18 protein-coding genes and 2 pseudogenes are annotated in these 14570 nt (G+C 35.1%); 3 read left to right on the top strand and 17 right to left on the bottom strand.

The window, feature by feature from the left end; translation table 11 throughout:
* Positions 1-16 precede the first annotated feature (16 nt).
* From NST21_RS10980 to NST21_RS10970, 3 genes are all read right to left on the bottom strand, one after another.
* Positions 17-364, bottom strand: a complete 348-nt coding sequence (locus NST21_RS10980) for a VOC family protein (RefSeq protein ID WP_252433473.1) — start codon at positions 362-364, stop codon at positions 17-19.
* Between the two features lie 482 nt (positions 365-846).
* Positions 847-1392, bottom strand: a complete 546-nt coding sequence (locus NST21_RS10975; RefSeq protein ID WP_340889104.1) for a hypothetical protein — start codon at positions 1390-1392, stop codon at positions 847-849.
* Between the two features lie 278 nt (positions 1393-1670).
* Positions 1671-2039, bottom strand: coding sequence for a hypothetical protein (locus NST21_RS10970; RefSeq protein WP_340889103.1), 369 nt, complete (start codon positions 2037-2039; stop codon positions 1671-1673).
* 856 nt (positions 2040-2895) lie between these two features.
* On the opposite strand from NST21_RS10970, the gene NST21_RS10965 reads away from it, so the two are divergent.
* A complete protein-coding gene (locus NST21_RS10965) occupies positions 2896-3024 on the top strand; it encodes a hypothetical protein (RefSeq protein ID WP_340889102.1) in 129 nt (42 codons plus the stop codon).
* Positions 3025-3358: 334 nt separating this feature from the next.
* Here the strand turns inward: NST21_RS10965 and NST21_RS10960 are convergent, their stop codons facing one another.
* From NST21_RS10960 to NST21_RS10940, 5 genes and pseudogenes are all read right to left on the bottom strand, one after another.
* A complete protein-coding gene (locus NST21_RS10960; protein WP_340889099.1) occupies positions 3359-3595 on the bottom strand; it encodes a hypothetical protein in 237 nt (78 codons plus the stop codon).
* Between the two features lie 128 nt (positions 3596-3723).
* Positions 3724-3975, bottom strand: a complete 252-nt coding sequence (locus tag NST21_RS10955; protein ID WP_283898867.1) for a hypothetical protein — start codon at positions 3973-3975, stop codon at positions 3724-3726.
* A gap of 719 nt (positions 3976-4694) precedes the next feature.
* Complete coding sequence (locus NST21_RS10950; protein WP_034304517.1) at positions 4695-4898, bottom strand: alpha/beta-type small acid-soluble spore protein; 204 nt, start codon at positions 4896-4898, stop codon at positions 4695-4697.
* Positions 4899-5368: 470 nt separating this feature from the next.
* Positions 5369-6631 carry a group II intron reverse transcriptase/maturase gene (gene ltrA, locus NST21_RS10945; RefSeq protein ID WP_053344638.1) on the bottom strand — a complete coding sequence of 421 codons (1263 nt, stop codon included), beginning with the start codon at positions 6629-6631 and terminating at the stop codon, positions 5369-5371.
* Between the two features lie 608 nt (positions 6632-7239).
* Positions 7240-7329 (bottom strand): annotated as a pseudogene (locus tag NST21_RS10940) (hypothetical protein); the annotation flags it as partial.
* A gap of 155 nt (positions 7330-7484) precedes the next feature.
* Between NST21_RS10940 and NST21_RS10935 the strand changes: the two are divergent.
* Positions 7485-7709, top strand: coding sequence for an IS110 family transposase (locus NST21_RS10935; protein ID WP_340889098.1), 225 nt, complete (start codon positions 7485-7487; stop codon positions 7707-7709).
* Between the two features lie 368 nt (positions 7710-8077).
* Here the strand turns inward: NST21_RS10935 and NST21_RS10930 are convergent, their stop codons facing one another.
* The 7 genes and pseudogenes from NST21_RS10930 to NST21_RS10900 form a co-directional block, all read right to left on the bottom strand.
* Positions 8078-8920 carry an alpha/beta fold hydrolase gene (locus NST21_RS10930; RefSeq protein ID WP_340889097.1) on the bottom strand — a complete coding sequence of 281 codons (843 nt, stop codon included), beginning with the start codon at positions 8918-8920 and terminating at the stop codon, positions 8078-8080.
* A 129-nt stretch (positions 8921-9049) separates the two neighbouring features.
* Complete coding sequence (locus NST21_RS10925; RefSeq protein WP_235566154.1) at positions 9050-9226, bottom strand: hypothetical protein; 177 nt, start codon at positions 9224-9226, stop codon at positions 9050-9052.
* A gap of 160 nt (positions 9227-9386) precedes the next feature.
* Positions 9387-10014: pseudogene (locus NST21_RS10920) on the bottom strand (DUF3885 domain-containing protein).
* A gap of 294 nt (positions 10015-10308) precedes the next feature.
* Positions 10309-10956: a hypothetical protein gene (locus NST21_RS10915; RefSeq protein WP_340889096.1), complete on the bottom strand. Its 648-nt coding sequence runs from the start codon at positions 10954-10956 to the stop codon at positions 10309-10311.
* Positions 10957-11106: 150 nt separating this feature from the next.
* Positions 11107-11688, bottom strand: a complete 582-nt coding sequence (locus NST21_RS10910; protein WP_340889095.1) for a hypothetical protein — start codon at positions 11686-11688, stop codon at positions 11107-11109.
* 148 nt (positions 11689-11836) lie between these two features.
* On the bottom strand, positions 11837-12109 hold the full coding sequence (locus NST21_RS10905; RefSeq protein ID WP_340889094.1) for a CPCC family cysteine-rich protein: 273 nt from the start codon (positions 12107-12109) through the stop codon (positions 11837-11839).
* 134 nt (positions 12110-12243) lie between these two features.
* The gene (locus NST21_RS10900) at positions 12244-12369 is read right to left on the bottom strand and encodes a hypothetical protein (protein ID WP_340889093.1); all 126 of its coding nucleotides are present in this window, start codon (positions 12367-12369) and stop codon (positions 12244-12246) included.
* Positions 12370-12602: 233 nt separating this feature from the next.
* Here NST21_RS10900 and NST21_RS10895 point away from each other — a divergent pair, with 233 nt between their 5' ends.
* Complete coding sequence (locus NST21_RS10895) at positions 12603-13091, top strand: GNAT family N-acetyltransferase (RefSeq protein WP_340889090.1); 489 nt, start codon at positions 12603-12605, stop codon at positions 13089-13091.
* Positions 13092-13241: 150 nt separating this feature from the next.
* Here the strand turns inward: NST21_RS10895 and NST21_RS10890 are convergent, their stop codons facing one another.
* Both NST21_RS10890 and NST21_RS10885 read right to left on the bottom strand, forming a co-directional pair.
* Positions 13242-13919 (bottom strand): alpha/beta family hydrolase, encoded by a 678-nt coding sequence (locus tag NST21_RS10890; protein WP_340889089.1) that lies wholly within the window; start codon positions 13917-13919, stop codon positions 13242-13244.
* Between the two features lie 153 nt (positions 13920-14072).
* A complete protein-coding gene (locus NST21_RS10885; RefSeq protein WP_340889088.1) occupies positions 14073-14534 on the bottom strand; it encodes a GNAT family N-acetyltransferase in 462 nt (153 codons plus the stop codon).
* Positions 14535-14570 lie beyond the last annotated feature (36 nt).

Below are 14570 nucleotides of genomic sequence, written 5' to 3'. Positions count from 1 at the left end.
CTTGTTAGCTCAATAGTTATTTCTCCCAAAGCTCGATCAGTCGACCTTCAGGATCTTCTATCCAAATAAACTTTCCAAATTCACTAATCTCTTCTTTCTTTGCAAGGGGTACACCAATCTGTTCAAGATGCTTAATAGTCTCGTTTAGATTATGTACTTGGAAATTTAACATCACTTGTTGTTCTGTTGGAAAATAACTGTCATCATCGGTAAAGAAAGAAAAGATGGTCTCATTTCCTGATTGGGGCTTTATCACAGTCCCGTTCCAATTATCTATTTCAAGCTTCAACACTTCACTGTACCATTTTTTCACAACTTCAAGATTTTTAGTTCTCCAAAATATTCCTCCGAAACCTTTTATCATCGTATCTAGCTCCTATCTGTCATCAAAATTTTTATCTATCTGATTACATTATATATTCGAGATTTAAATTCAAGTTCCTTTTTCAACTATACTGCCCCGTTAGTGCCATAAGAAAAAAGAGGTTCCAGAGCAACTCCCTTATTTCACCTGTTAGGTTAAGAACTACGCTTTTTTATTTTTTATCTCTTCCAACAGAGAGATAACCTTTTCATTCTGTTTAATTATTGTTTGATTTTGATTTCTCATTTTTGTGAAGTCAAATAAAAATATTAATAAGATTGCTACTATAAGGAAAGCCATAATTCACCTCTACACTCTACTTTTCTCTAAATTATACCAGTTCTTATTCAACTAACCTGCCCCGTTAGTTGAATAACAAAAAAACCGGCTATTCAAGCCGGATCTTAAACTCTTGCTACCATTTAGTTTAAGTGTACTTATTCACAATAATAAGCAACTACCTTTTTAAATGATATTTGTATTTACATTTTACCGATTATATTTCCAACATTATCTAAGAATTCTATTTTTATGTTATCGAAGTTTTCTTGATTGTTATTGTTCATCATTATCCAAATTCCAGCTTTATCATTGAGCATAACAATATCCGCATCTTTTCCATTAACTTTTATGGTCTTGGTTTTAGTAACTATATCTTTTGGTATGACACCGTGTAAAAGAATATCTCCATTTAACTCATCAACAACACTTGAATATGAATAACCTCCATTTTCATCCTGAGAATAATAGCTTAGTTTCCAACCAAATATTCCTTTCTCAAACTGTACTAATGAAACATTATTACCAACTTCAAATGGCACAAATGTATAATTACCAATTCGGTAAAATTCTTTATCACCAATTTCATTTTGAGCAACTTCAGTTTTAAATTCACTATTTATGAATTTTTCGAATGCTTCATCGGCAGTTTTGGAGCTTAGATTTACTGTTTCTATAATTGCGAGTATTGCATAGATAAAAACAATTGTTGTGACAAAAATTAAGGTTGCTTTTGTACGTTTCCCCATACAAATCTCTTCCTCCATTCTCTTTCTATTCTCACCTTGAACTTCTTGAAGTAACCTGCCCCTTTAGTTCCATAAGAAAAAGCTGCCTCAAAGACAGCTCCGATCTTCAGCTAACGCACCTGTTCATTAAAAATCCATTAATTTTATAAATGCCAAACTCCTCCTGAAACAGGTGTAAAGCCACATATTTTATAAAAGTTTATATTTACCTTTCTCATATGCCACAGTTTTTGTATAAAAAGAGGAAGCAAAACAATAATGACCGGGTTTGGTGAGCATCAATAAGGAGCATCAATAAGATCGTAATATTTTGTGAAAGACTTAATTCCTATGTTACTAGTAATATTCCCCTTTTCATTTTCAAACAAAAAGCCATCTTCAAATTCTCCAATATAATTCTCACCTTCATCTTCCATATATTTAATAAATGGCTCGTAGTTGCCTTGTTTTACTATGTATTGATCAGGATTTTGCCAAACACGGACCATTTCAACATCTTGAAATGTTAATTTTGTAATTCCAATTGCTAACGGAATAGGATTTCCCTCTTGAAAAATATGATCCCTTTTTATAAATACTAGTACAAAAATTAAAGCAAGTATAATAATAAAAAATCTAAAAAAATTTGACTTAAACATTGATTTCAACCTTTTTATCCCTCCCCTCTATTATTTATTTTAATAAATATAATATTAACATATAATCCTTTATACTTATTGAGCTAACCTGCCCCTTTAGTTTAAGTACATTTTTTCACAATCTCAATAGTGTAGAGCCTTTTTAGACACAATCCACTCACCTACAAAATAGAGTTCATAATGTCCATATGACTTGTATCAGAATGCTTATCGTTGTAAATACGCATTATCCTGATGCTACCCTTATATAAGGTAATGAAGGTAGGTTGCTACTTATATCTAACTGATACAGATAAGCTATTGATATGTATAGAGGTCCTGGGTGGTGCTCAGAGGTACAGTGATGGTGAATCATATGTTCTATCAGTATGCTTCAATGAGTGAACCAGCAGTGACTGTGAGGTGCAGTCTGTTGTGTATCCCTACCAATGATAGATGATATGTCTAATGCGTTATGTCGTTATGCTTATGATGGTTGATGTATCATGCTATGAGTAAGCAAGGAGCATGACGTTATGATGATAGGTAGTTCAATCGATGATGGATACAACATAGAGAGCACAAGAAGAGAAGCATATCAAGCATGTCAAGGTAAACAATGTTTACCCTCCATTGATAGAAGATTCAGTTACAAATCCGCAGGGATCCAAATGAGTTCGAGGAAAGACTTAAAGGTACGCCCTACCACTTTCATAAAAAATCACTTTTTTACCTATAATAATAACGTGTGAAGTGTCGTTCACACTACAGGACCCAAAACGCGGTTTGACCGTGAACTTTAAAAATCTAATCTTTACATTTTCAAAGGATAAAACATATAAAAATATGTTATATTATGGAACAACAAAGAAGGAGGAATTGTTCAATGAAATACCATTATAATTTTATAATTGATGGAAAGCTCATCGAAGTTGAGGAAAGAAGTTATGAACGTGCTGAGCAGCGTGCTAAAGAAATTCTGGCAGAAATGAATCAAATAAAAACCAAAAAATAAAAGCCTAATCGAGACTAAAAATCTTGGTTAGGCTTTTATTTTTACTTTTTTTTAATTTCCCCCTGCTTCTATGGAGCATTTCACGAGTTTTTCTTTCATATACAGGATTTTGTTCAATGATGAGTATACATCAGGGGTCACTGTTGCTACCTTAAAATTAGGTAATCATTATTCTGTTGGTGATTATGGGTTGAAAATGAGATATTGTGATTTAGGAGGAACAAAAGGTACTGTTTGGACAAGTGTAGATGCCTTAAAGACAGCTCTAATCTTCAGCTAAAGCACCCGTTAGTTTTATAAGAAAAAGCTTACCGCACAACCTACTTATTAGCACCTAGTTAAAGAAAGACATCCTAATGAATGAATTTCCAGTTGTTAAAATGAGTAATACACCAATTCCTATGAACAATATCCGCCAGAACCAATAACTACTTATGAAAGGAAAAAAATCGATTTTTCCTTCTTCAATCTCTTTTATACTCTTATCCATCCACTTGTACTGAAACAAACCAAAATACAGGAAAATTACTCCCGTTACAAAAACAAATAAACCACCTATCATTTCCTCCACTTCATCGAACTCCCTACTTTTTCATCCTACCATTATCTTAGTATATATTACTCTTCAACAAAGCAGCCCCTTTAGTTCCATAAGAAAAGAGCTACTGATCAGCTCCTGGCATTGAAGTACAGCACCTGTTAGTCGATTAAATTAGCCAAAACAGCTAAGAAAATAAATACTGTAATCAAAGTCGACCATCCTACTTTTCTTGTTACCGATTTCTGAAGGAATTTGATTTTAGATACAATAAAAAGAACACCAAAAAGTACAGTAAATATACATACTGATTTAAGCCAAAGAGAAATACCAATTTTATCAAGATACGGAGGAAGGAAAGTTAGTACAATAAAAATTGAACTACCAAACGCTACATTTTCCCATTTTTTCAAATTGTCCTGCCACCTTTAATTTTTCAAATTTTAAACAACATTCCAATAATAAACGTTTTTTTGGTTATTTATAAAAGTAATAATACTCTGTTTTCTTTAATTTCTTAATCAACTAATCTGCCCCGTTTGTTGCATAAGAAAAGGAGCTGTTGATCAGCTCCTGGTAATGAAGTAACGCACCCGTTAGTTTAAGTGTATAACTTCACATTTAACAAAAATAATCAACTGCGTCAGTTAGAAACCTGATCTTTCGTCTCTGATAAAGGAGCATAAAAGTATGTATTGCAAATTTTATGTATCTGTACGTACTTCCTCCCATTCTTGTTCCATATAATTTACTAGCCAATTAGAGTGTAGTGTCTTTCATGTACAACACCTTCATCTAGTGATGATGGAATTTCCAAATTTGGGTTACGTAAAAATCACTTTAACTTAATATTACCAATATAAGAGAGGTTTCTGATATTGAATAATCTGTCTCTTCTAAGGCATTCTTCGTGTTGTTCATTATCCTCTATCCCACCACCAGGTATAAAGAGCAGTGACTATTTCTCAATTATTTTTTAGAATGATTAGGAGCCTAATGCAAATAATAAACTTCAAAAAACAGTGATTGAAGATGACTACACTAAGATTATTATAGGTCATGTAGAATAATACCTTTTTAATATAAATAGGGATAGCCCAATCACTATCCCTAACATTACTTATGATTTCGATTAACGAGTTCTTCCACCTAATTGTTGTTCAGCCATTTGCACTAAACGTTTTGTAATTTCTCCACCAACAGATCCGTTTGCACGAGATGTTGTATCAGCGCCAAGTGTAACACCGAATTCACTAGCGATTTCGTATTTCATTTGTTCTAGAGCTTGCTCTGCACCATTAACTACTAATTGATTACTGTTGTTATTTCTAGCCATGTTGTCAGCTCCTATGAATGTAATGTGTTGCTATTCATAGGTTTTGATATTGTTAAGAGTTATATACATAGAAAATTAAATTAAATTAAGGAAGTGATTAAAATTAAATAACTCACCTGTAGCTCTAGAAGGGAAGAGCGGAAAACATTGTAGCAACCGGGTTGCATGGTATGGGTTTCAGAAGCTCCGAAAAGAAAATAAGCTGAGGCAGGTGTAAATCCTGCCGGTGAATATCCGTAGAGAAGCGGGTTCACCCCTAGCCTATGCTTACGAAATGAGTGCGGGTTCGAATCCCGTCAAAAAGGCTTTCTCCTCCTATTGCACAGATTGTGTCTTATGCGACAAAAAAGGCATGCTCGCCATATGGAACTAACCTGACCCGTTAGTTGCATAAAATCGAGTAGGAGGAGGCGCCTAGCCTCCGACCTCTCACACCACCGTACATACCGTTCGGTATACGGCGGTTCAGTTTAAGTCTGACGTAGTTTTGTATATCGTTCATATAGATTTACTAACCCATGATGGAGCCAATAAACATTATTAAGGGTTTTGTCTAGAATAGGACTATGCGCTATGCGCCAATAACCCTTTCTGCTATTTCCCCATTCATATGCTTTTCCAAATGGGACGCCTAATCCTTTGAGTTTCTTCACCCTCGTTCTTGGCAATTTCCATTGCTTCCATAGGCACATCCTGAGTCTTCTTCGAATCCATGAATCTAAATTCTTCAATACGTTCGGAGTATCAATGAGGGCGAAATACCCCATCCAACCTCTAAGGTATTGCTTTAACTTATTTATTCGGAGTTTCATGGGTATCGGTAATTTTCTCGAGGTCATTTCCCTGATTCGTTTCTTTACTCTCTTCACCGTTTGTTTAGCCAGTAGAACCTTCGGGTTCTTCTTTGACTTCGTGAAACTAAAACCGAGAAACGTTCTGTTCCAAGGGCGATCATACTTCGACTTCTCGTAGTTGACCTTTAGCTTCAGTTTATTTTCAATGAAGCTTGAGATATTTCCCATTGCACGTTTGGCGGCTTTTCGTGTCTTCACAAAGATAGTACTGTCATCCGCATACCTTACGAATCGAAGATTGCGTTTCTCTAGTTCTTTATCTAAATCGTCTAACATGATATTAGATAATAAAGGACTTAACGGACCTCCTTGCGGAGTTCCCTCCTCACTTTTATGAAAAAGTCCGCCTATCATAATGCCTGCTTGAAGGAATTTACGAATCAGTTTGAGAACTCGTTTATCTTCAATTTTCCGCTCTAACATTCCCATGAGCTTGTCATGATTCACTTTATCGAAGAACTTCTCCAAGTCCATATCCACTACCCATGTATAACCTTCGGTTATATAGGACTTTGCCTTTCGAACCGCCTGGTGCCCTTGTTTGTTAGGGCGAAATCCATAGCTATTCTCCGAAAAGGTTGAGTCATATATCTTAGTCAATATTTGGGCAATGGCTTGTTGAATGAAACGGTCTAGAACGGTTGGAATACCCAATAGCCGAACTCCGCCGTTTGGTTTCGGGATTTCGATACGACGGACGGGCTGCGGTTGATAGGTACCCTGTAAAAGGGCAGTTTTCATGTTGTACCATTCGGTTGCGAGGTGCGGTCTCAGGTTTTGAACCGGCATTCCATCTACACCATGGCTTCCCTTATTTCTTTCTACACGCTTCAATGCCTGTATTAAGTTTTCCCTCTCTAGTATCTGTTCCATTAACATCGTTGATATCCTTTCCCTGCGTGGACGAGATGGTCTATTTGTGCCTTTATCTGCTCCGCCCTTTTGAAGTTCCCCGTGTATTCACCACTTCTTCCTTCAAATAAGTTCCGTTAGGAATTGTTTGCTTCTTCGCAGATAACGAACGCCTAGTATTCATCCTCCTTAATCTGTTCGGTCCTTCCTTATCTTCTCGAGTAGACAAGTACTATGACCTCTGCTGACTTCTGATGATTCAGCTGTCCATCACTGGACAGGTTACCAAGTGTACTTGGCTGTCATCAGACCTCCCCGGGTAAGAGTGCAATCTTTCCCTCCATCTATCTGCTTCATTTACTCTGTACCACCTTCGGCAGTAAGGACTTTGTTTTGTTTCGCAAACTCATCCAATGATACCTAGCCTTATATGAAGTTCGTGTTCCTCAGACCGGAGGTTTGCCGCTTGCTTCCTTCAGATTCCACGTCACCGTGGACACCCTTGCATTAAGCTAACCACTACTACTGCCTTCATGGTTCGGGACTTTCACCCTATAGATTGCACCCATGCCGGGCGCACGAAAAAGCTGCCTTAAAGACAGCTCCGATTTTCAGCTAATGCACGTTCGACCTGTTTTCATTAAGGCTGTATTTAAAATAGTGGCATTTTCACGTTCTAGTAAACCGATACTGCCAATTTCACTAGAGAGAGAAATTGGGGCATCTCCATGCTCTTTCAATTAATGTTCGTATTCGCCGTCATCATCGTGATATGTTGCGATACCATTGGGGGCATATGGGCTATTTAGAAGAAACCATATAAGAATTGGAAAAACAAATCGATCAACCCCTGTCCCCCTATCGTAAGGAAGTAGAATTATTGGATGGTATACCTGGCGTGAACAAAGCTGCTGCAGCTACTTTTATCGCAGGGATGGGCGTTAATTTGACCGTATTTAAGTCGGCTAAGCATCTTGCCTCATGGGCTGGTGTGAATCCCGGAAATTATGAAAGTGCTGGTAAAAAAACAAGGAAAACCACACAAGGAAACAAAGCATTAAAAACGATGGCCGTAGAGTGTACTCGTAACCTCAAGGCAAAGTAATCGAATTGCTTCACATCGAAAAAGGATTACCAAACGTAATTTGAGCCTAGATGATGATAGGGTTCTCCTGTTTTTAAGATGTTGTAAGCAATCGCTTGAAGAAAAAAAATTAACGAAGAATTAATAATGATCGAATTCCTAAAAAAGAAAGGCTATACAATCGCTCCATCTGAACAACAAACTGCATAACCAATTAATTTAACGACATAGCACATTTACGTCCTTCAAAAAATTAATATATGGTGGGCTTATATTGTATGCCCTTCACGAATATGTGTTCATACAAAAAAGGTTGCCTCAGCAACCTCTCATAGTGAAGTAAATCACCCAGTAGTTTAACAACATTAATAAAAAGGGATTTTTTCTAATTAAGATAACCGTAGAGTGTGTTTTGTAATGACATCAATCAATGCATCCCAATCGTTATAGTGAAGCTCATGCCCTGTACCATTCAATGTGAATAAGTCTGCATTTGTAATTAAGTTAGCAAGCATCTTCCCATGTTCGTATGGAATAATTGGATCTTCAGTACCATGGATGATCAAAGTAGGAACAGTAATTTCTTTCGTTCTCGTTAGGTATGACTCACCTCCCGATATTAGACCATGATTATTCATGCTAGCTATGTTGTTAGACCTTCTTATTTCTTCGATTGCCAATTGGTGTACACGCTGTTCATCGAATGTATGTCTTGATCCAGAGATTATTCTCCATTTCCCCACGATAAATTCAATAATGGATTGGTCATTGGTCCAGTCTATTGCACCTGCTTGACCAAAAAATTTTGTCACTTTATCCTCCATTGGAGGTAGCTCTGGTGCAAAATTTGATGTCGCAATAAGGGTAACTGTCAAAACCCTTTCAGGGTGCCTTAATGCAATCATTTGAGTAAGCATGCCGCCCATTGACATCCCTACTATATGGGCTTGCTCAATACCATAACTATCTAACACATGAATAGCATCGTCAGCCAAATCTTCAAAGGAGTATTCTGGGTTTCCTGGTGGATAAGTAGTTGAACGGCCAACATCACGACTATCATACCGAATGACATATAGGCCCCGGTCTGCTAAGCGTTGACAGAAATCTTCTTCCCACCATACCATAGATGCAGTGGCTCCCATCATCAGTAAAATCGCTGGATCATTTACATTACCAAAGCTTTCAGTAAAAATAGTAATTCCATTCACTTTGATTGTTTGTTCGCTCATTTAAGATCCTCTCCTTTAAAAAGAGTTTTACCATGAAAAATATGAGGACATGCTTTCTTTTAGACTAATACTATTTTTCTACACATATTTTACATAACATTAGTTGCACGAGTTAGTTGAATGAACTTATTATTCTTTGTCCAAATCATCATCTAAGAATGATGACTTTTTAGTTTCTTCGATACCATACTTCGATTCAAGGAGTTGACCAATTTTTGAACGGTTAATACCGTTTTTTACAGCACTTTCAATTACTAAATATAGAATAAATAACGATACAATAAATATAATAATCGATTTGAACATTTTATTACCTCCATCACAAATAACTAATAAACCAATTATATCAAAAGTATTATTCTTCCAGTAAAGTGGCCCATTAACTTCATAAGAAAAAGAGCTGCCGAAGCAACTCCCTTTCTGAAGTAAGCACCTTTTGAATAAAAATTATTATTTTTCAAAAAAATCATCTAAATACTTTATCAATTTCTTCTCTGTCGTAATCTAAAATCCATTCGTTGTATTTATTATAAATATCCCGAATAGTTTCAGCTGATTTACCCAACAAATCACAACCTCTATCATCATAAACATGAAAAATGGTCTCTCTATTAATATTAATGAAAAAGATATCATGAAAAATGCTTGGTCTTATTCCCATGTCCTGATTGCATATTGCTTTTAAAAGAGGGACATATCTAATGTCTGATGTTTTACATCTGAGCATAAACCGATGTGTTATATATCTACCTTCTTCATCATCTTCAGGAAATACATAAGGTATTACTTTATGCTTTAATTTGTATAGTACATCCTTATCCCTCACAAAAGGATAGAAAATATTAACTTTTTTATCTCCGTAATCATTTACATTTGCTACGACAAAAATCTCTTCATCATCTAAATGTAAAGATTTAAATAAGTTGATTGCCTCTTTTATAGACTCCCTTAAGATAAGGACTGTTCTCGAAATCATATTCTATCTTCCACTCAACACCTAATTCAAATCGAATTCCTATATCCCAACTATAAAACAAAGCTGGCCGAAGTGATAAATTTGGAAAATTGGTTTCCATATACTTTTCAAATTCCATTTGTTAAGCTCCTATCATTTTGGCTAATGTCATATTTTAGTTGTATAAGATAAAGGTTTCCTCAGCTACCTTCCTTATTGAAGTAAAGCATCCGTTTGTTCAATAGCGATTTTATACCAATCTATAATTGCCACAATGGTACAGATAAAATTCACCTTAGCTAAGGTTTCTGACATTGAAATTATCTTTTCAAATTGTGTAATCCCTTCAACTCGGTTGAAGACGAGTTTATCTTAGTCCTCCTCCTGATTGTCAACTTCGCATAGAAGTAATGCAGCTTATAGATAAACCTCCTCATAACCTCCTACTTTTTTCTCCCGACATTATGATAATATTCATAAACGCTGACTCGCCCTCACCTACAAAATTTTTCATGTGTGATACATCAATTTTTTTCTCTATTTTCACTCTTTCCCTCTCATTGCCTTTTACCTTCACTTCATATGGTACATGATTGTTCATGAGTGATAACATGGATAAATCATCTTCTTTTTCATAAAAATCAAAGGTAAATTGAGCCTCATGATTACTGTAGTTTTCAAAAAGAAGTTCACATATCCCATACAATGTTGTTTCATCCGTCATCTCAAAACTGCAACTACTTGATTCACTTTCATAGGAAATTGCATAAATGCCTTTTGCTAATGTTTTTTGAAACGCGCTGGCTGCGACATGCGGAATGGAAAATGCTAGTATAATGGCAATCAATACAAATCGGCCATGGTATTTATTCAACGACTTCACAAGAAAATACAGGCCTGCAAATAGAAACAGAATGATAGCAATCCCTACATATTTTATTCCTTCTGTTTGCACAGGTATATGTAACGCAGTAGCAACTGTTTCACCATAAGGATATTCATGGGGGAAAGGGAAGTTTAGTGCCATAGATGTAAAAAGAAGAATTAGAGCCATATTAATAAACCTTTTATCTTTTACCAATTTAACCACATCCATTTATTCAAAATGATTTAATACGGGTACCTAGCATTAAGTTTCACACTTGTAATCATTAAATCGGTTCCATTTAAGGTAATTTTTTCATTGACATCCATAAGAAAAAGAGCTGCCGAAGCAACCCTAACCAATGTTTTAATCAATAAACCATTCTTCATACTCTTCCTGATTCAATGCCTTGATCTTGTTAATCGTTCCCCCAAGCAACTCATGGTCAGATTGGATTTCTGTTTGATACTCTGTATAATCTCCATCTCCATCAAACGAATCCACAAGGTAATGTATCGACTCTCCATCTCTATTCCATTTCACACCATATATGTCTTTAAATATTTCTGAGCCCCCGTGTCCTTCTTCACCTGAATCCATATCAAATAGGACAATTCTTGCGGAATCAGGATAACCACCGATCAGGGCCATTATATTTTTAGCAGGAGACCAAGCTATTCCATATGGTTGTTCGTATCCAGCATAATCGTATGAATCTGATATATTGCTAGATTCACCTGTTTGCAAATTCACGACGAAAATTTCCACTCTCTCTTGAACCTGACTATCAAAGGCTAAATACCGCTCATCATGGGATAAGTGCAAGCTTTTGAGATGACTATGTTCAGGCAAATCAATCTCTATTGGTTCACCATTTCCTTCAATAGACAATTTACTGTCAGATTCAAACACCTGATAGTCACCAATTTTTGTTTTATGTAAAATCAAATCGTTTACGCTACCTTATTAGGATTCGAATAATATTCCATTTCATTCTGAGAACATCCCGCGATCATGAATAAAAAAATTATTATTGAACACAAGCTACGAATATTTCCCACTCCTCATTAACGGAAATCTCCGTATTTCTATTTTTTCACTCAAGCCTTCCCAATAGTTTCCAATTAGTATCCTTTATATCGGACCTTTTTGGTTTTCTTACGTTCTTCGAAAAGGCTCCTTTACTAACTCCTAATTTAATAAAGTTTTGTTGTGCTTCTCTAAAGGAAATATTGTTTGCGCCGTCTTCATCTGGATATTTATATTGATAGCCATCATCTTCCCAAAAGCAGATTTCACAAATTTCATAGGTGTCTGGTGGTTCTTCATTCAGTGTTTTATAACCGCAGCATGGACATGTAAATTTCATAAAATGTACTCCTTTTAGAAAATCACTATTAGTTCCAATCAATATCCATATAAATTTCGAAAAGTTTTCTTCCCTTAATCGTTCCATTTTCAAAAAGAGCTTTGGAAGTATCAAATTCTTGAGTTAACGAACCACTAACTCGTGTGGTAGTACTCATCTGGATTTTGACTTATCCAGTATTCCTCATTTTTATAGTCAAAACTAAATTCTTCTCCATTTTCTACACGTTCTTGCATTTCATTAAAATTCTCCAAGGTCATTTGTCTCACCTGCCGTTTAGGTTTCCGTTAAATTATACCTTTTTCCTTATGTAGCTGTCCCCAAAAGCTGAATAAGAAAAAGCAAGTGGCCTAACCTATGCTAGTTTTTGTTACAATAAACTTATGTACGAAAATCTTGTGAGGAGATGAAGATGTACATTTAAATCTCTATTAATTTAATAAAATATTATAATGAATTTAAGAATATGGTTTATTTTGGAGGAAGGGTAGATATGCTGAACATACGAAAAGTAAAAATGGAAGACTTTCCTGAACTTGTAGTTATTGAACATCTTTGTTTTTCAAAAGAAGAAGCAGCTACAAAAGAAGCGTTCGAAAAGCGCATTCAATTAATCCCGGATAGTTTTTTTGTAGCGGAGGAGGACGGTGTGCTCGCGGGTTTAATCAATGGACCAGTCATTGACACAGCGTTCATTACAGATGAGTTATTCAGTGAGATACAGGTAAACCCAGCGTCTGGCGGTCATCAAACTATTTTAGGATTAGCTGTGTCCCCGCATTTCCAAAAACGAGGCGTGGCATCCGCGTTACTTGCTCATCTTGAAAAAGAAGCGAGAGCGAACAAACGTGAAACGATTACACTTACTTGTAAAGAGAACTTAATTCGCTTCTATGAAAACTATGGATACCTCAACAGCGGTGTTTCAAGCTCAGAGCATGGAAGAGTCATTTGGTACAACATGAGTAAAAAATTATTATGAACGTTATATATCAGCTCTAAATCAATAAGACAATAAGAAAAGTAGCCAATCCACATCATGGATGGCTACTTTTTTTATTTTTACTGAACAGAGTAATATAAGCCGGCAGGATGGTTAACGCACTGATCAATGAATACAGTGTATCCTTCTTTATGAAGAATCGCACTCGTTAGCTGAACTAGAGTTACATTTTAAGAACTTGTCTATTCTTTTCATTACATTTTCTAAGACTGTAATGGACTTTGAAGTATTAAATGGTTCAATATCTAAAGAATGATTAGCATTGGGGACTTTTTCAATTTTTATATTTGTTTTATTTTCAATTTCTTGGATTTTTCTAGAAATATAATGAGGGTCTTTTTCTCCTATAACAATAAGGGTTGAATGATTACTACTTAATAATGCTTCAAAAATTGAATCAAACTTTAAAAGTGGTGTAAGCAAAATCATTTTAGAATTCATATTCATATCAATTTTCATAAGTCCGTTGATGATAGGAATTGTACCAAGTGATTTTCCTAAAAATACCGTTTCTTGATATCGTTGATTTTTAAACACCTCAGTAATGATTTGATTGACATCATTAACAATGATTTTTGTGATATCTTCCAATGGAAACTTGATTACATCCTGGCCGTATGAATAATGAATATGAACGACATCATACTGATTCTGAAGCATTGTCATTGTCGAATAATAAAATAAAGGCTTCTCATACGTGTAACCCGCTCCAGAAAATATAAAACAAACAACCGGACTTCCGGTTTCAATATGTGTGTATTGAACTTCTTTTTCATTAATAAATGTTGTTCTTTGATTAACCTTCATAATAGTCCCCCTAGTATCATTCATTTTATTAAAATCTTAAATATAAATAAAAGGGATACAATATGAAGTTCTTCTTAAACTCCCTCATTACTTTAATAAGAAAAAGCGACCTTCCTATATTTGAAGTATCGCATCTGTTAGTTAAACAATAAACTATAACTGTTTATAAACAAATTCTCTGTACTTTATAAAGTGATGTTTTTTATAGAACTCTTTTGCATCATCGTTTTCAAACCAATAATCTAATTCAATTAAATCTATATCGTTCCTTTTCGCTATTTTATATACCTCTTCCATTAACCTCGTTCCATAACCTTTTTTCTTTTGATTCTCAACTATACTAATCTGATGCACATATACTGAATTATAACCATTTTTAAAAACATTTTCTGGATAGTTTCTAATCTCTATCCACACGTAACCAAGTGATTCTTCATTATGTTCTAAAAGAAGGAAAACAAAACTGTTGTTGTTGATTAAACTTTTGAATGTATCTTTAATTTCAGTATAGTTATATTCCTTGAAATATCTGGGATAAAGCTTTGCATGCAAATTGTGAACATATCGATTTAATTTTGCAATTTTTTCATAATCAGTAGTTTGTCTAATTTGCATAATTTCCCCTACCTAACTATTCCTATTTGTTCCATG

The organism is Peribacillus sp. FSL K6-1552, from assembly GCF_038005205.1.
GTDB classification, from domain to species: domain Bacteria; phylum Bacillota; class Bacilli; order Bacillales; family DSM-1321; genus Peribacillus; species Peribacillus butanolivorans.
This window is presented reverse-complemented; position numbering and strand designations above follow the sequence as displayed.